General features: G+C 45.1%; 5 protein-coding genes and 1 pseudogene. 3 read left to right on the top strand and 3 right to left on the bottom strand.

Going from position 1 to position 20,310, the window contains the following annotated elements:
* Positions 1-68: 68 nt before the first annotated feature.
* The 3 genes from ACNS8M_RS12840 to ACNS8M_RS12830 are packed head-to-tail and all read right to left on the bottom strand — an operon-like array spanning position 69 to position 5,832.
* Positions 69-3,026, bottom strand: a complete 2,958-nt coding sequence (locus tag ACNS8M_RS12840; RefSeq protein WP_419224902.1) for a tyrosine-type recombinase/integrase — start codon at positions 3,024-3,026, stop codon at positions 69-71.
* Positions 3,023-5,203 (bottom strand): hypothetical protein, encoded by a 2,181-nt coding sequence (locus tag ACNS8M_RS12835; RefSeq protein WP_419224901.1) that lies wholly within the window; start codon positions 5,201-5,203, stop codon positions 3,023-3,025. Before ACNS8M_RS12835 ends, ACNS8M_RS12840 begins: the two co-directional genes overlap by 4 nt.
* Before the next feature lie 2 nt (positions 5,204-5,205).
* On the bottom strand, positions 5,206-5,832 hold the full coding sequence (locus ACNS8M_RS12830) for a hypothetical protein (RefSeq protein WP_354667295.1): 627 nt from the start codon (positions 5,830-5,832) through the stop codon (positions 5,206-5,208).
* A gap of 146 nt (positions 5,833-5,978) precedes the next feature.
* Here ACNS8M_RS12830 and ACNS8M_RS12825 point away from each other — a divergent pair.
* The 3 genes and pseudogenes from ACNS8M_RS12825 to ACNS8M_RS12815 all read left to right on the top strand — a co-directional run bounded on the left by ACNS8M_RS12825 (position 5,979) and on the right by ACNS8M_RS12815 (position 20,214).
* A pseudogene (locus ACNS8M_RS12825) lies at positions 5,979-6,919 on the top strand (IS5 family transposase).
* Positions 6,920-7,306: 387 nt separating this feature from the next.
* The gene (locus tag ACNS8M_RS12820; RefSeq protein WP_419224900.1) at positions 7,307-18,727 is read left to right on the top strand and encodes an immunoglobulin-like domain-containing protein; all 11,421 of its coding nucleotides are present in this window, start codon (positions 7,307-7,309) and stop codon (positions 18,725-18,727) included.
* A gap of 107 nt (positions 18,728-18,834) precedes the next feature.
* The gene (locus ACNS8M_RS12815; protein WP_419224899.1) at positions 18,835-20,214 is read left to right on the top strand and encodes a TolC family outer membrane protein; all 1,380 of its coding nucleotides are present in this window, start codon (positions 18,835-18,837) and stop codon (positions 20,212-20,214) included.
* The last annotated feature ends 96 nt before the right edge of the window (positions 20,215-20,310 follow it).

Here is a 20,310-nt window from a genome sequence, read left to right as displayed (position 1 = left end):
ATCAAAAGCCATATTGTTTTTTTCAGCATACTTTTTGAAACACCACCCAAATTTTTATTACAAGCAGCTTAAAGATGAGAAACTATCATGAGATACATCAGTAACTTGAATACCCCAAGTGCTTTTGCATCTTTACTTTTGAAGCAGAATTTAATTCGCCTTTCATTTACATTCAAGCTGAAGTTTTCTGCCCGTAATGTTAAATCCTGTAATGTCTTTTTGAGCTCTGTCTTGCTCTGTTGAGAGAGTTCTAAATGAAGATATTTTTTCGGAAATAAACTATGAATAAAAGAAAGAAGTTTCTTCAGTTGCCGTTTTTCATTCAGTTCAAAAATTAACTGGGCTGAATTGGGCTGAACTTTTTCAAGATAAATTGAGTAGATCGTATGAAGCTGTTTTTTGTATTTACTTTGTACATTTGCATAGCGCTCCTGAACATGTTGAATGACTTTTTTTTCCTCCTGATTGGTTGGCAACATGGTGACCAATGCATTCGGAGTTTTCCTTAAAAAATCTGTGGTAAATAACCTCGATGATTTTTTTTGGTTTACACAGGAGGTTTTCAAATGTAGGGCTCTGGCACGTAATTTTTGCGCGATTTGCAAAGGAATGGCTTCAGGTAACAGAAGATCTTGCTCTTTTTCTACTGCAAGAATGTGATGCAATAATTCAAAAGTCATCTCTGAGTCATGAGCTCCTAGCATCAGTGAATCAGGCGATTTCTGTTGTTCTGGTTTATATTGATGATCATGTTGCCTGTAACGGTCTTTAGTGAGTTGATCAAATAAAAACTGTTTGATCGCCCGTTGCTGAACAGGATATTTAATAGCATCATCATGTTTCAGAATATTAAAATAGGCTTCTTTAGGAAGTGGGCTGTGCATTTGATTCAGCTGGTAGCTAATTGCCAGATGCATTAAATGCAGATAGCTTGAACAGGTCGTGTCAGGGGTTAGGTGCCCGGCAAAATGAGAAAGTGCATACCAGGTTTGCTGAGTATTTCTGTTTCGCAACAATGCATAACGGATACGTAATTGCTCATGTGGGCTATAGTCAGTAAATGCATCTGAAAGTGTTGAGTTTTTTAAAATCAGGTAAAGATGATTAAATGCAGAATGGCGCAGACTATGGTAAGTAAAATTGTGTTCTCCAAAAACTGGCTGGATCAATTGTTTCAATAGGGAATTCACTTCATTTTCATGAGTTTCTTCTAAGGACTGTTTTAAAAACAGCGGTTGTGCAACTGATTTTCCTTGTTCTTTTAGCAGACGTTTTCTATTCTGACTATATATTTTAAATGCATGTAATTCGTCGGCTTTAAGTAGATGATGCAGGGGAATCTTGCGGTAAGCTGAGTAGCTTTTTTGATTTTTATTGCGATTGTTGCGAATAGTGATTATCACAGCATCTTCACTAATAAATAGATCACGTACGAAGATATTCAATGTTTCATTGATCCGTAGTCCGACTCTGAACCCCAGAATAAAAATCAGTTTAAATATATTTTTATCCTGAATCGAAATATTTTGAGTATTTTCGAGCTGCTCTAGCATGTGGTGAAAAATATGGGGCGAGATCAATGCGGTTCTGCAGATTTTTACCTGGATTAAATTATCCAGATCAACAGTGGGTGCGTTAAAAAATAAGGTCTGTTTGTGATGAAACTCCTGTAGACGTTTTTGTAGAGTTGCTCTAGTTGTTTCTTTCTTTAATAGAAGCATTTCTCCATACAAATCTTCAAAATCAGCATCTGAAAATGATGAAATATCTTTGTCTTGGGTTGCCTGCAGCCAATGGACTGCAAACTGTGAAAACATGGTCTTCAGAGAACTTTGCTTGAGCGGCTGAAAATCTGCACGTATAAGCTTGCGCTTAAATCGTTGCTGCTGCTGAATAATATGATTTAGAAGGTCCAGTTGAGGTTCCGTTAATTTTGAGCGTAGAATGCTCCACAGCAGCAAACGTTCCAAGGCTGGAGATTGTTCTTTAGCATATAATTCTATGAGTTGATCGCTATAGTTTTTTGCACGAATAGCTTGACGTATTTCTACTAAAATATCGGCTATATCTAATGCAATAGTGACTGTAGACTGGTTCTGAGGGTTCTCATAAACTTTCTGAATCGTATGGGTAGGCGTGGGTTCAGGCTGACTAAAATAAGCTGCTAATTGTTTTTCGAGAGGACTGGAACTATAAATTTCATTTTTTAAGATACAAATGGACATTTGATCCAGCCCGCTGTTTTTCAGGAACTGTGTATAGTAAAAACCGTATTTTAACAGGTCTTTACAACGCACCTTTTCCTCAGGGAAGCATTCAATAATACAAGCGTTAATCAGATGTTCTGCATCTTCAATATCCGAAAATAAATCAAATTTTTGATGTTTTAGTCTGTAGATCCAGCATTTCACAATGTCGTGTAGCACAAACGTTTTGGTATAGCTGACTGAAAAATCAGGGTCATATATACGCTGATTACCGAAATTCCGGTTCGGGATATCAAGTGAAACAATATGATTCAGGTTTAAAAAACTTTGAAATTTCTTTGTTTTTAAAATGATTTTTAAAAACTTTTGTAGTTCGTTCTCATTATAAATGCCATTAAATAATATTGAACTGATCAAACAGAAGCCAAGTGATTGAGTTAGACTGAAGTCATTATGTTTTGTCCAGTAAGCAATCATATTTTGGGCAAATTGAGTAACTTTTTTACCATGTTTTAAGGTTTCAATATTTTGTAGTGGCAGAGACCTTTCGTACCTTACGGGAGCGGCAGGCACTGGATAGTAGTGATTCGATGAAAGATTAAAGCGCTTGATATATTTAGCAAATTCTATACGTGCCATCTGATAGCTACGGATGTTTGACTTACAGTGTTCTAAAAGCTGATTATCAACTTGACGACAAATTTCCGAATAGTTCTCAGGCGTCAGCTCTATACATTTCTCACTAAACAAGTTCAGAAGAAATGCTTTGTTTTTTCTATGCTTTTTTATTCTTTTGAGGGAGTGTGGGTGTTTACTCATTCAATCAGGAACCCGTTAAATGTAGACATACTTTTAAGTTCTAATATTTCGACAAGCTTGTCTTGTGCTACTCGAATATGATCGTAATCAGTTGCCTGAAAACCCGAATAACGATCAAACAGTCCCTGCATTGCTTCGTCATGACCAAAGATGTCTTTAACTATATCTTCATTGCAGTATTGTGCAAAAAAATAACGAGAAAAGTGGCGGGTCCAATTGCGCTGAAGGGCTATTTCTGTACAGAATTTTTGAATATCAGAAAGTTCTAAATTTCGGATATCTCCTTGTGGATCGTAAAATAATAGAAAGGGGCGTTCACCCTCGAAGACCTCATGGATTGTTTGTACTTGTTCATTGGACAGATAGGCTTTTGTGAGGTAGAGAAAGTGTTTTAAATATTTTAGGTAATGCTGTATTTCATCACGAAGATAATCGTTAAACGGTAGATATCGTCCAATGGTGCCCGAATAACGCTGCTCTTTATCTGCAACAGCCATCAATTGATTGTCGAGGTCAATATAATCTAGATTTGGCGGGAAGGACTCACTTGGTCGTGCTGAAGTTATCAGCATGCAAATATGCCAAAGCCAGATTGAATAATACTTCAGTGTTTTGAAAGGATTTGGATTACCTCGAACTTGTTCATCAAGCTGTTTAAATAAAGATTTAACCAGTGGCAGATCTGGTGTTTGCTGACTACCGAAAGTAATAGGAGATTTAAATTCTTCGATATAACTGCTGTTGAGCTGCGGGCAAACTAGATAAAGTGTTTGGCTATAAATATCGAGAATATCTATGATCTGTGTTGAAGAGTAATGGCAAGGAATATAGTGCTGAACGCTTACGCCGCTAAGTAACTTACTTTCCAATTCATAACCTAGCTCATTCAATGTAATGTCACTGAGTAAACGTGGGAGATTTTGTTGAGTTAGCTGGAAAGTCAGCTCTTTATTGATGCTACGTAAATGCTCTTGTACTTTTGAATCAATTTTTGCATGATCCCACTTTTTTAGTTGAAAAATATTTTTAAAGTAAACTTGAGGCAAGGGAATTGTAAAAGAGTTTATGGTATTCAGCATATGTTCTTTCAAAACAAAATCTTTGAATTTAGAGATTTCAAAGCTTTGTTTGAAGAAACACGAGTCAGGCTTCAGTAAAACTTTTTTATTTTTTGCAGTGATTCGTGAGTTTTTTTGGAAAACTGGCAGATCTTTATAATAAGTAAGGCTGAGTACTGAAAATAGAAGTAAAGCATGAATGGGAGAACTTTCTGCTTCTTCAAATAAAACTTGCATAACGTGCCGTGCAGTAGGTAAATCGAAAACCCGAGGATTTGGCTTGTTCATTAGCTCATTCTTGTTTTGATGCAGAATTTTACTTTTCAGATTTACGATTTGGGCAGTGACAGAATGTTGCTCTAATCCAGTAAATTCAAAGTTATGATCTTCAACTGTTTCAATGACTTTATCTTCGCGTGATTGTTTAGCTGTACCCTGTTCAAACTTGGTCTGATACGTTTGCTCATCATCAAGAGTAGTTCTTGAGGTCTTGTAAACATCTGTTTGGGGAGGTTCTTGGATGCCTGGATTACTTTGACGGTGTCTTTTTTGACGTTCTGATTGAGTATAGGTATACGTATAAATAACGCGGATTTCTGCCAATTGGCCTATTTGGGTTTTCTTTAAACTCTCTTTGGATTTGTCAAATAATTTTCTATTCTCAGTTTCAGCTTCTTTTAGAAATTCAACAAGATCGTCTAATTCGATCGGAAGAGACGGTAAAAAATTGTAAAGCCAATGGTATTCCTGCTTTGTACTGGCTAAACGAAAACGTCTACAAAGATTAGCTACAGTAGCTGCATGTTCTTTGCTATCAAGTAATTCAATGCATTGAGTATTGAAAATGGCCCATTTCAGTGCATTTGATTGATATGCTGATGGAGTGTTGATCAGCGCCAGGAGATAATGAGCTAATGGATACTTACTAATCGATAGATCAGTAGGATGCTGATTCATAATTTTAATTAGTTTAACGACTTCAGTTGGTCGGATGAAATCATTGAGCTTAAAGAAGTCCTGATCATTTTCCAGTTTTGCTTCCGCCAGTGCTTGATAGAAGTCTCGAAATAGCTCAAGCTTTAATTCTTGAGTATCTTCTAAATAACGATATTCGTTCATGATTAAATTCCCGCCAGAATTTTTTCTAATGACAGTGGGTCGGCATAATTTGAAATAGAACTCACTGGACTTTTGGATTTAGACAGTCCTGATAATTCTCGTAGATAATTGATAGTTAAAACTTCCTGACCGAAAATTTCCTGAAGATGTGCAGCTAAGTATTCTTCATTTAGCCAATTTGCAATGATGTCTAAGCCATGAATGGAGTGGTGTAATCCGGAACACAGTAAGGCCTTTACTTCGCTTAAAGCCTGGATGGTGAATTCGTAGGAATTATTTTTTTCATAAGCTCTGAACTTAAATTCATTTTTATTCTTGTTGTAAGAATAGGCATAGATCCAGCTGAAATGACTACTAAAAAAATAGTGATCAGGTTTGTCTGTTGTCAGAACAGGAATGTCGACTTTTTGTTGAAAAGTAAAATCCAAATGATAGTTTTGCTGTTTCTCATTAAGCTGAAAAAATAGAGCAATCCAGATTTGGTAGGCATGCATACATTTTGGATAACACATTAATTTTAAGTTTTTTGAAGATACACGATGACTTTCAATAGCTTTTTTTTTATAGACATATGCTGATGTCTCCCCATATTTATGCCAAGTGGCTGAAAAATAAGCTATAATATTCACGTATTTTTTATAGGAGAGTCAAGGGTTGTGCACCCTATATTGTGTTATTAAATTGTAAATTTCACTATATATAGTGTTTTTAATCTTTTTTGGGCTTTGTTGCACAAACCTATCTGTAAAGGCTTTTTCAGCGATATAATTTTCAAATGAAGAAGCCTACACACAAAATCTATCGCACAACCAATTGGCCCGCATATAACCGAGCACTCATGAGTCGCGGAAATATTGCCATTTGGTTTGATCCTGCTACGCAATGGTATGCGCCATCAAAAGGCAAACAAGGGCGAAATCAAATCTACTCCGACGCAGCTATCCAATGCTGCTTAATGATTAAATCCTTATTCCGTCTGTCTTTACGTATGGTTACTGGCTTTGTGCAAAGTCTGATTAAACTTTGCGGATGAGCAGCCCCGAATATCAGTGATATTCTTACACCACGCTTTGTAGAAGACAAAAGCATATTGATATTGTAATCAGCTACCAAAAAAGTAGCGATGGGCTGCATCTACTCATGGACTCTACAGGCATGAAGTTTCTAGGTGAGGGCGAATGGAAACGAAAGAAACATGGACCTGAATATCGTCGCCAATGGCGTAAACTACATATTGGTATAGATGCTAAAACCCTACAAATACGCGCTATTCAGCTCACAACCAATAATCTCAGTGATTCACAGGTGCTTGGTGATTTACTTAATCAGATTCCACAAGATGAGCGGATTGATTCTGTTTATACCGATGGAGCTTATGACACCAAGCAATGCCGTCAGGTCATTGCAGATCGGCAAGCGCATGCGGTGATTCCACCTAGAAAAAATGCGAAACCATGGAAAGATACAAAGAGTAGCTCGCTAGAGCGAAACGAATGACTTCGAACAGTTACACGTTTAGGCAGGACACTCTGGAAAAAAATGGTCAGGCTATCATCGGCGAAGTTTGGTTGAAATAAGATGCATTGCATCAAATTATTAGGAGATAAGCTCAGTGCAAGGAGTTTTGATAGCCAAGTGAATGAGATCCATGCACGTGTAGCAGTCCTTAACAGATTTACGGAATTAGGTCGACCACTTACCCAAGTTACGCCTTAAATTTGGCTCAATTAGGGGCGCTTTGCATTTCAAATCTTTGTGCAACAAAGCCACCTTAATAACGGATTTGTTTAACGCCAGCATACTTTTTGAGACACCACCAGTAATTTTAATTAAGAAATGCGAAATAAAGCACGCAATTGAATATGCGCTGTAACATTAATATTGTATATTAATTAACTAATCTAGGATGGTTTTTTGTCTGCGCTAAATAAATTTGGTCATGTAAAGCATAAATAATTGATATGGCTAAACTTTCAAATTGAGGTAAAGTTATAAATGAATACATCGGTAAAAATAATCTCTGTTGATGGTGATGTTTGGCGTTTTTCAAAGACAAATAAAAAAATAATTCTAAAAAAGGGGGCAAAGCTTCAGACCAAGGATGTGTTGCATCTTTCTGAAGAAAGCAATGTTGTGTTGCAGCTTTCAAATGGCCGTGTGGTTGAAATACACGGTAAAGATTTAACGAATAATGGCGGTAATTTTAGCCTGAGTTCTTTATTGGGCGAATCAAATTCAGATATCGATAAAATTGTAAATTTTGCAAAATCATTTCAGCAAATGAATGACACTGAACAACAAAATGATGTTGTTCGTTTGGATGATGGTCGCGTATTTAAAAAAGAAGGTAAGGACTACGTTGAAATTGCAGGGGAGTCTTTTGATGAAGATCCTGATGTAACGCAAGGTGGTCATCGTTTTGTTCAACTTACTCGTGCGGGCGAAACATCTGTCGCCGATGGCATCAAACCTTTAATGTTGAACCGAGTGGTAGATAATATTCCGCCTTTAGGAATTGAGTACCCAATATTACCTTCAGTTATCAAACCATTTGAGCATGGTTTGGGTGGTGGTAGTTGGACACCTTTGTCGCCATTTGCACCTACACTAAACACGCCACCTGTCGCAAGCGATGACACGTACAACACCGCATTCAACACGCCAGTGGCACTCAACCCATTGGCAAATGACAGCGATGCAGATGGCAACCCACTGACCATTACTGCGATCAATGGCGTGCCTTTAACGCCGGGCACCGCCCAACAAATCAACACCCCGAACGGTGTGGTGAACATCGATGCCCAAGGCAACATCACCTTCACACCGAACACAGGCTTTACAGGTCAAGAAAGCTTCAGCTACAGCATCAGCGATGGCCAAGGCGGCAGCGCAACTGCGACTGGAACCATCAACGTTTCAGCAGCACCCAACACGCCACCTGTCGCAAGCGATGACACGTACAACACCGCATTCAACACGCCAGTGGCACTCAACCCATTGGCAAATGACAGCGATGCAGATGGCAACCCACTGACCATTACTGCGATCAATGGCGTGCCTTTAACGCCGGGCAGCGCACAACAAATCAACACCCCGAACGGTGTGGTGAACATCGATGCCCAAGGCAACATCACCTTCACACCGAACGCAGGCTTTACAGGTCAAGAAAGCTTCAGCTACAGCATCAGCGATGGCCAAGGCGGCAGCGCAACTGCGACTGAAACCATTAACGTTTCAGCAGCACCCAACACGCCACCTGTCGCAAGCGATGACACGTACAACACCGCATTCAACACGCCAGTGGCACTCAACCCATTGGCAAATGACAGCGATGCAGATGGCAACCCACTGACCATTACTGCGATCAATGGCGTGCCTTTAACGCCGGGCAGCGCACAACAAATCAACACCCCGAACGGTGTGGTGAACATCGATGCCCAAGGCAACATCACCTTCACACCGAACGCAGGCTTTACAGGTCAAGAAAGCTTCAGCTACAGCATCAGCGATGGCCAAGGCGGCAGCGCAACTGCGACTGAAACCATTAACGTTTCAGCAGCACCCAACACGCCACCTGTCGCAAGCGATGACACGTACAACACCGCATTCAACACGCCAGTGGCACTCAACCCATTGGCAAATGACAGCGATGCAGATGGCAACCCACTGACCATTACTGCGATCAATGGCGTGCCTTTAACGCCGGGCAGCGCACAACAAATCAACACCCCGAACGGTGTGGTGAACATCGATGCCCAAGGCAACATCACCTTCACACCGAACGCAGGCTTTACAGGTCAAGAAAGCTTCAGCTACAGCATCAGCGATGGCCAAGGCGGCAGCGCAACTGCGACTGAAACCATCAACGTTTCAGCAGCACCCAACACGCCACCTGTCGCAAGCGATGACACGTACAACACCGCATTCAACACGCCAGTGGCCCTCAACCCATTGGCAAATGACAGCGATGCAGATGGCAACCCACTGACCATTACTGCGATCAATGGCGTGCCTTTAACGCCGGGCAGCGCACAACAAATCAACACCCCGAACGGTGTGGTGAACATCGATGCCCAAGGCAACATCACCTTCACACCGAACACAGGCTTTACAGGTCAAGAAAGCTTCAGCTACAGCATCAGCGATGGCCAAGGTGGTACGTCGACGGCGAATCAGATCATCAGTATTGCGCCAGTGGGAACAACTGCCCTGAGCTTAAGCGCAGCAGCGGTGAACGAAGGTGCGGACATCACCATCACCGCGACGGTGGACAACGCACCACAAGGCAGTGACTTAGTGATCAGCTTGGACAATGGCCAGATCATCACCATCTTGGCGGGGCAAACCACAGGCAGCGTGACCTTTGCCAACCCGAATGGAGAAGACCCATATCTCGATGCCGAGAGCTTGGTCTTTGGGGTAGACAGTGCATTGGGCGGCAACTATGAAAACCTCATCAGCCCAGCCGATGTCAGCGTACAAGTCAATGACACCATTGACGACAGCACGCTGAGCTTAAGCGCAGCAGCGGTGAACGAAGGTGCGGACATCACCATCACCGCGACGGTGGACAACGCACCACAAGGCAGTGACTTAGTGATCAGCTTGGACAATGGCCAGATCATCACCATCTTGGCGGGGCAAACCACAGGCAGCGTGACCTTTGCCAACCCGAATGGAGAAGACCCATATCTCGATGCCGAGAGCTTGGTCTTTGGGGTAGACAGTGCATTGGGCGGCAACTATGAAAACCTCATCAGCCCAGCCGATGTCAGCGTACAAGTCAATGACACCATTGACGACAGCACGCTGAGCTTAAGCGCAGCAGCGGTGAACGAAGGTGCGGACATCACCATCACCGCGACGGTGGACAACGCACCACAAGGCAGTGACTTAGTGATCAGCTTGGACAATGGCCAGATCATCACCATCTTGGCGGGGCAAACCACAGGCAGCGTGACCTTTGCCAACCCGAATGGAGAAGACCCATATCTCGATGCCGAGAGCTTGGTCTTTGGGGTAGACAGTGCATTGGGCGGCAACTATGAAAACCTCATCAGCCCAGCCGATGTCAGCGTACAAGTCAATGACACCATTGACGACAGCACGCTGAGCTTAAGCGCAGCAGCGGTGAACGAAGGTGCGGACATCACCATCACCGCGACGGTGGACAACGCACCACAAGGCAGTGACTTAGTGATCAGCTTGGACAATGGCCAGATCATCACCATCTTGGCGGGGCAAACCACAGGCAGCGTGACCTTTGCCAACCCGAATGGAGAAGACCCATATCTCGATGCCGAGAGCTTGGTCTTTGGGGTAGACAGTGCATTGGGCGGCAACTATGAAAACCTCATCAGCCCAGCCGATGTCAGCGTACAAGTCAATGACACCATTGACGACAGCACGCTGAGCTTAAGCGCAGCAGCGGTGAACGAAGGTGCGGACATCACCATCACCGCGACGGTGGACAACGCACCACAAGGCAGTGACTTAGTGATCAGCTTGGACAATGGCCAGATCATCACCATCTTGGCGGGGCAAACCACAGGCAGCGTGACCTTTGCCAACCCGAATGGAGAAGACCCATATCTCGATGCCGAGAGCTTGGTCTTTGGGGTAGACAGTGCATTGGGCGGCAACTATGAAAACCTCATCAGCCCAGCCGATGTCAGCGTACAAGTCAATGACACCATTGACGACAGCACGCTGAGCTTAAGCGCAGCAGCGGTGAACGAAGGTGCGGACATCACCATCACCGCGACGGTGGACAACGCACCACAAGGCAGTGACTTAGTGATCAGCTTGGACAATGGCCAGATCATCACCATCTTGGCGGGGCAAACCACAGGCAGCGTGACCTTTGCCAACCCGAATGGAGAAGACCCATATCTCGATGCCGAGAGCTTGGTCTTTGGGGTAGACAGTGCATTGGGCGGCAACTATGAAAACCTCATCAGCCCAGCCGATGTCAGCGTACAAGTCAATGACACCATTGACGACAGCACGCTGAGCTTAAGCGCAGCAGCGGTGAACGAAGGTGCGGACATCACCATCACCGCGACGGTGGACAACGCACCACAAGGCAGTGACTTAGTGATCAGCTTGGACAATGGCCAGATCATCACCATCTTGGCGGGGCAAACCACAGGCAGCGTGACCTTTGCCAACCCGAATGGAGAAGACCCATATCTCGATGCCGAGAGCTTGGTCTTTGGGGTAGACAGTGCATTGGGCGGCAACTATGAAAACCTCATCAGCCCAGCCGATGTCAGCGTACAAGTCAATGACACCATTGACGACAGCACGCTGAGCTTAAGCGCAGCAGCGGTGAACGAAGGTGCGGACATCACCATCACCGCGACGGTGGACAACGCACCACAAGGCAGTGACTTAGTGATCAGCTTGGACAATGGCCAGATCATCACCATCTTGGCGGGGCAAACCACAGGCAGCGTGACCTTTGCCAACCCGAATGGAGAAGACCCATATCTCGATGCCGAGAGCTTGGTCTTTGGGGTAGACAGTGCATTGGGCGGCAACTATGAAAACCTCATCAGCCCAGCCGATGTCAGCGTACAAGTCAATGACACCATTGACGACAGCACGCTGAGCTTAAGCGCAGCAGCGGTGAACGAAGGTGCGGACATCACCATCACCGCGACGGTGGACAACGCACCACAAGGCAGTGACTTAGTGATCAGCTTGGACAATGGCCAGATCATCACCATCTTGGCGGGGCAAACCACAGGCAGCGTGACCTTTGCCAACCCGAATGGAGAAGACCCATATCTCGATGCCGAGAGCTTGGTCTTTGGGGTAGACAGTGCATTGGGCGGCAACTATGAAAACCTCATCAGCCCAGCCGATGTCAGCGTACAAGTCAATGACACCATTGACGACAGCACGCTGAGCTTAAGCGCAGCAGCGGTGAACGAAGGTGCGGACATCACCATCACCGCGACGGTGGACAACGCACCACAAGGCAGTGACTTAGTGATCAGCTTGGACAATGGCCAGATCATCACCATCTTGGCGGGGCAAACCACAGGCAGCGTGACCTTTGCCAACCCGAATGGAGAAGACCCATATCTCGATGCCGAGAGCTTGGTCTTTGGGGTAGACAGTGCATTGGGCGGCAACTATGAAAACCTCATCAGCCCAGCCGATGTCAGCGTACAAGTCAATGACACCATTGACGACAGCACGCTGAGCTTAAGCGCAGCAGCGGTGAACGAAGGTGCGGACATCACCATCACCGCGACGGTGGACAACGCACCACAAGGCAGTGACTTAGTGATCAGCTTGGACAATGGCCAGATCATCACCATCTTGGCGGGGCAAACCACAGGCAGCGTGACCTTTGCCAACCCGAATGGAGAAGACCCATATCTCGATGCCGAGAGCTTGGTCTTTGGGGTAGACAGTGCATTGGGCGGCAACTATGAAAACCTCATCAGCCCAGCCGATGTCAGCGTACAAGTCAATGACACCATTGACGACAGCACGCTGAGCTTAAGCGCAGCAGCGGTGAACGAAGGTGCGGACATCACCATCACCGCGACGGTGGACAACGCACCACAAGGCAGTGACTTAGTGATCAGCTTGGACAATGGCCAGATCATCACCATCTTGGCGGGGCAAACCACAGGCAGCGTGACCTTTGCCAACCCGAATGGAGAAGACCCATATCTCGATGCCGAGAGCTTGGTCTTTGGGGTAGACAGTGCATTGGGCGGCAACTATGAAAACCTCATCAGCCCAGCCGATGTCAGCGTACAAGTCAATGACACCATTGACGACAGCACGCTGAGCTTAAGCGCAGCAGCGGTGAACGAAGGTGCGGACATCACCATCACCGCGACGGTGGACAACGCACCACAAGGCAGTGACTTAGTGATCAGCTTGGACAATGGCCAGATCATCACCATCTTGGCGGGGCAAACCACAGGCAGCGTGACCTTTGCCAACCCGAATGGAGAAGACCCATATCTCGATGCCGAGAGCTTGGTCTTTGGGGTAGACAGTGCATTGGGCGGCAACTATGAAAACCTCATCAGCCCAGCCGATGTCAGCGTACAAGTCAATGACACCATTGACGACAGCACGCTGAGCTTAAGCGCAGCAGCGGTGAACGAAGGTGCGGACATCACCATCACCGCGACGGTGGACAACGCACCACAAGGCAGTGACTTAGTGATCAGCTTGGACAATGGCCAGATCATCACCATCTTGGCGGGGCAAACCACAGGCAGCGTGACCTTTGCCAACCCGAATGGAGAAGACCCATATCTCGATGCCGAGAGCTTGGTCTTTGGGGTAGACAGTGCATTGGGCGGCAACTATGAAAACCTCATCAGCCCAGCCGATGTCAGCGTACAAGTCAATGACACCATTGACGACAGCACGCTGAGCTTAAGCGCAGCAGCGGTGAACGAAGGTGCGGACATCACCATCACCGCGACGGTGGACAACGCACCACAAGGCAGTGACTTAGTGATCAGCTTGGACAATGGCCAGATCATCACCATCTTGGCGGGGCAAACCACAGGCAGCGTGACCTTTGCCAACCCGAATGGAGAAGACCCATATCTCGATGCCGAGAGCTTGGTCTTTGGGGTAGACAGTGCATTGGGCGGCAACTATGAAAACCTCATCAGCCCAGCCGATGTCAGCGTACAAGTCAATGACACCATTGACGACAGCACGCTGAGCTTAAGCGCAGCAGCGGTGAACGAAGGTGCGGACATCACCATCACCGCGACGGTGGACAACGCACCACAAGGCAGTGACTTAGTGATCAGCTTGGACAATGGCCAGATCATCACCATCTTGGCGGGGCAAACCACAGGCAGCGTGACCTTTGCCAACCCGAATGGAGAAGACCCATATCTCGATGCCGAGAGCTTGGTCTTTGGGGTAGACAGTGCATTGGGCGGCAACTATGAAAACCTCATCAGCCCAGCCGATGTCAGCGTACAAGTCAATGACACCATTGACGACAGCACGCTGAGCTTAAGCGCAGCAGCGGTGAACGAAGGTGCGGACATCACCATCACCGCGACGGTGGACAACGCACCACAAGGCAGTGACTTAGTGATCAGCTTGGACAATGGCCAGATCATCACCATCTTGGCGGGGCAAACCACAGGCAGCGTGACCTTTGCCAACCCGAATGGAGAAGACCCATATCTCGATGCCGAGAGCTTGGTCTTTGGGGTAGACAGTGCATTGGGCGGCAACTATGAAAACCTCATCAGCCCAGCCGATGTCAGCGTACAAGTCAATGACACCATTGACGACAGCACGCTGAGCTTAAGCGCAGCAGCGGTGAACGAAGGTGCGGACATCACCATCACCGCGACGGTGGACAACGCACCACAAGGCAGTGACTTAGTGATCAGCTTGGACAATGGCCAGATCATCACCATCTTGGCGGGGCAAACCACAGGCAGCGTGACCTTTGCCAACCCGAATGGAGAAGACCCATATCTCGATGCCGAGAGCTTGGTCTTTGGGGTAGACAGTGCATTGGGCGGCAACTATGAAAACCTCATCAGCCCAGCCGATGTCAGCGTACAAGTCAATGACACCATTGACGACAGCACGCTGAGCTTAAGCGCAGCAGCGGTGAACGAAGGTGCGGACATCACCATCACCGCGACGGTGGACAACGCACCACAAGGCAGTGACTTAGTGATCAGCTTGGACAATGGCCAGATCATCACCATCTTGGCGGGGCAAACCACAGGCAGCGTGACCTTTGCCAACCCGAATGGAGAAGACCCATATCTCGATGCCGAGAGCTTGGTCTTTGGGGTAGACAGTGCATTGGGCGGCAACTATGAAAACCTCATCAGCCCAGCCGATGTCAGCGTACAAGTCAATGACACCATTGACGACAGCACGCTGAGCTTAAGCGCAGCAGCGGTGAACGAAGGTGCGGACATCACCATCACCGCGACGGTGGACAACGCACCACAAGGCAGTGACTTAGTGATCAGCTTGGACAATGGCCAGATCATCACCATCTTGGCGGGGCAAACCACAGGCAGCGTGACCTTTGCCAACCCGAATGGAGAAGACCCATATCTCGATGCCGAGAGCTTGGTCTTTGGGGTAGACAGTGCATTGGGCGGCAACTATGAAAACCTCATCAGCCCAGCCGATGTCAGCGTACAAGTCAATGACACCAGCAACCCGACCACGGTGACCCTGAATAACGTGAGCGTGGATGAAGGCACAGGAACCGCGACGATCGGTGCAAGCCTAGATTATGCGCCGACCGATGGTCCATTGGTCTTGACCTTAAGCAATGATGCGACCGTGACCTTTAACGTGGGCTACACTCCGGGTGACATCGTGCAATCGACGCCATTTGTGGTACAAGGCGACGACGTCTACCTCGATGGCGAAAGCTACAGCGTGAGCATCAGCAGCTATACCGGTGGCGCAGAATTTGAAAATCTAGTGACCACGGATACTGCGACAGTGACCGTGAACGACACCATCAACCCAACTACTATTACACTAGATGGCTCAACCAGTAACGTGACAGGTCAGATTACGCTCACTGCGAGTGTAGATCATGCACCGCTGACGACCAATCTTGTCATCACTTTAACCAATGGTGGTCCTACGATTACAATTCTTGCAGGTCAAACCACGGCTAGTGTGACCTTTGCTAACCCGAATCCTACGCTGTCGCATACGTATGCAATTAACACGGCAGCAGGTGGTCGATATGAACAATTAGTGACGACCAGTACGGTAACGATTGCAGGTCCGCTGATTGATCTTGACGGTAATAATAGTTCTGGTGTTACGGGTACAGGCTATAAGACACACTTTGTCGATGGTGGTGCGCCAGTTGCGATAGGTGATGTTGATACCGTGATCACGGATGCGGATGCTGCTGGACAACATATTGCAACAGCAACGATTAAGTTGCAGGGCACAGCGGGTTCTGGTTTTGAAGCAGGTGATGTTCTTGCGGTAGGTACTTTGCCAGCAGGAATTACTGTTGCGTCGAATGATGGACATACCATTACCTTGACGGGTAATGCAACGCTTGCGGATTATCAAACGGCAATTAAGAACATTACTTTTGCAGCAGATGCCACTACACCGAACAAAGATCTGATTCGTCATGTCGAAGTACAGGTGACCGACGTCGATGGTAACCAAAGTAATGTTGCTGTTGCAGATATTACAGTGGGTATTATTAACGCACCAGGTCAGCCAGGTGGTCCAACCAATGGTAATGACCCAATCACAGGGGGTGATGGTGATGATGTTCTGATTGGTGATGCCGGTGGTGTTAAAGTTGTACTCGAACCAGGAAATAACTACAACCTCGCCTTTATCATGGACTTATCAGGTAGTATGGCAGCCCCATTAGATCAATCATCAGGAACTGGGAATGACCGTTTAAATCTGATGAAAGAAGCCTTATTGAACTATCTGAAAGACATTGTAGAACCATTTGCATCAAATGCAGCCGACCCAACCAAAGGCGGACAAGTCAATTTGACATTGATTCCATTTTCAGCTTCAGGTAATCCGAAGTTGTCTGCGAATAATGCAGGTGCAATAGATGGTGAGTCTGCTGTCCTTAGTGTATCTATTCGAGGGGATGGTACGTTAGCTAATCCATATCAGTATTCATATGCTAATGGTCCTTGGCAAACGGTTACTTCATGGTCAGACTTGGTTGATGGTATCTTGACCGATAAACTGGGTAACGGTGGTAGCAGCTTTACGCAGGGTGGTGGTACAAACTATGAAGCAGCATTTGATGTAGCAACAGCGTGGTTTAATGATGTACAAAGTGGTACAGGTCAAAATTATTTCAATCAGACGTTCTTTATTACAGATGGTGACCCAACATACTATGGTACTAATACATCAAGTAATGGTAGTTCACCAACGTTTACCACACTGCAACGTTCGTATGACGCATTTACAAAATTGTTGGGCGTGACAGGTGGTAATACAGTTCATGCTATTGGTATTGGTGCAACAGTTTCAAAACCAATTCTAAATTTATTTGACAATACGGTTAAAGATGGTGATGTGTATCACGTTGAAGTTGATACAGGAAGCCATAGTGCTGCTAGCAATGCTACGGGTGTTGAAGCACCAGCGGCTGATGTGAAATGGAATTTTACTGGTACTGGTAATACAACGGGTGTTACTGTTGTTTCAGGAGCAACGATTAGCAATGTATCAAACAGATTACAAATTATTGATACTGTTGCAGCAGATGGTCAAGCAGCAGTATTGGAAACAAATTCATTTGATGTCACCACAACAGGTGCAAATGGTGCATTAAATACCTATGCCAGCTTTACTTATCAACGTGCTACTGGAACAGTGGACAGTGGGGATAAATTTACTTGGACATTGGAAAAATTCAATACAGTGACTGGAGAATGGGAAGCTGTTGATAGTGGTTCAAATGCTTTTGAAAAGGATTTAGCAACAACAGCGATTACCATGAAGTCTAAACTACTTGAATTGGGTACATATCGCTATATCTTTACTGTTGAAGATGTGGGTACAAATCAGTTGAGAGTACAGCTTGATAATATCCAACTGAATACTTCGGCTGAACGTAGATACTTTAGGGATGTATTGAAGAAAACGACCAGTATTGGTACTAAGGATGTGGTTGCAGGCGAAGCTGATATTGTAATGACAGCCGACCAAATGAAGTATGCCCTAGAAGCAGGTAGCTTAAAACCAAACCCAAATAAAGTCGGTGATGACGTAATGTTTGGAGGTAAAGGTAACGATATTATGTTTGGTGATGTTATCAATACCGATTGGCTTGGTGTTGATAATGATACAACAGCGATTTGGGGTAATCGTGACATTAATGCTGCAAATCAGCCTGATGCTGAAGGTTCTGGTATGGCTGCTTTGACTTACTATCTCGGACAAATGTTGGGTCGTGAAGCAGAAGCTAATGATTACTATGAATTTATTAAAGCAGAATCTAATGATACAACAGGTGTAAGTCGCTTTAATGCGACCAATGACATGCGTGGAGGTAATGATGTTCTCGATGGTGCTGCAGGTAATGACATTCTGTATGGTCAGGGTGGTAATGATACTCTGATAGGTGGTACAGGCAGTGACATTTTGTTTGGTGGCACAGGTGCAGATATCTTTATGTGGGGTCAAACACTGAAACTTGATGGCTCAGGTAAGCCTGAAAGTGTGGGTGGTGTTCCAACCAAAGCACTTGTTAGCAGTGGTATCAATGATGCTGACGGTTCAACCGATACCATCAAGGACTTTAGCCTTGCAGACGATGACAAAATTGATGCCAAAGCCTTGCTTAATGCACTCGGCTGGAATGATGGTGTAGGCACAACATTAAGCCACTTTGTCAGTGTAAATGACAACACGATTAATATTCATGATGTTAATTTTGACCACAGTGTAACAATCGTGGTTGAGGGTCAAACCTTTAGCGATATCACCGACATGATCACCAAAACCAACTTCCAGACTTAAACCTAGCATAGAGGGCGTAGTCACTTCGCCCTCTATCCCAAATTTATTTATTAATATGATGGCAACATCGTTAAACATTTAAGAAACTTTAAAACAAGGGGAAACCTGTGAAAGTATTAGCATTAACAAAAATTGCAAGCATGGTAGCGGTAGCAAGTGTAGCATTGAGTACATCAGCAGCAGACTTAACATCTGTGACTAAAACTGCGATTGAAAATAATCCAGAGGTTCAGGTTCAATGGTCAAACTTTCTTGAAGCAACTGCGAATCAAAAACAAGCACGAGCAGGTTATTTACCATCAATTGATTTAAATGCAGCTTATGGTAAAGGCGATCGTGACTTTGATGGTCGTGGTTGGTTTAATCAGGGACAAGCAGAAATTGCATTGACCCAAGTATTATTTGACGGCTTTCGTATTAAAAATAAAGTTGAGCAAGGTGACTATGCTGCACTGCGTCGTTATTATGAGCTCAACTCTGGTGTAGAGCAAAAAGCCTTAGAAGCAGCGCAAGCTTATCTTGATGTACAACGTTATCGTGATTTGGTACAACTTGCAGAAAACAACTTTAACAATCACCAGCGTGTATATAACCAAATTCAACAACGTGCCAATCAAGGGGTAGGTAACCGCGCCGATTTATCTCAGATCGCAGGACGTTTGTCTTTGGCACAAACCAACATGCTTACAGAACAATCGAATCTCAATGATGTGTCTGCACGTTATGCACGTATTGTAGGTGTAGAACCAGCAAGTACATTGGCACCAGTGACTTTAACTGCAAACTTACCAGCGAATGCACAAGAGGCTGTACAAGCTGCCTATGCACATAATAATGAACTTAAAGCAGCGTTGAGCGAAATGCAATATGCACGTGCCAATGCAAAAGAGTACAAAGCCAATATGTACCCAACGCTCTCTTTTGTTGCGCGTACAGGGCTGTATCAAAACCGCAACAGTTTTGATGAACGCAGTAATCCAGACAAATATGGTCAAGACAGTGCTGTTGAATTACGCATGAATTATAATTTGTTTAATGGCGGTGCAGATAAAGCGGCATTAAATGCAGCCAACGCACGGGTTATGTTGTCAGATGATTTGAAAAATAAAGCCTGTGTAGATATTCGCCAAACGACAACTGTAGCATATAATAATGTTGCCAATTATCAGAGCCAAATGCAGTGGTTACAACGTCACCGTGATGAATCAAATGCGGTTGTTAAGGCTTATGCAGATCAGTTCGATATTGGTCGTCGTAGTTTATTAGATGTATTGGATTCAGAAAACGAGGCATTCCAAGCCAATCGTACCTATACCAATGCACAATATGATTTAAAAATCGCCCAGTTACAGACTTTATATAGCACAGGAAACTTATTGCCAACTTTAGGGGTAAAGCGTGACAACTTACCTGAAGTATCAGAAGTTAGCCAACGTGAAATTTTGGCTGAAAATGTGTGTGGTACAGCAAGTACAACTACACAATAAGCTGTTTGAGCTATAGAGATAAAGATCAGGGTGCAACATTGCGCCCTATTTTTTTGACAGAGAAAGTTTGTTTGCATTGACCAATAGCCTTTTATC

This window comes from Acinetobacter sp. A2 (assembly GCF_048537555.1).
Lineage (GTDB): Bacteria > Pseudomonadota > Gammaproteobacteria > Pseudomonadales > Moraxellaceae > Acinetobacter.
Note: the sequence above shows the minus strand (reverse complement) of the source record. Positions and strands in the feature narration are given on the sequence as shown.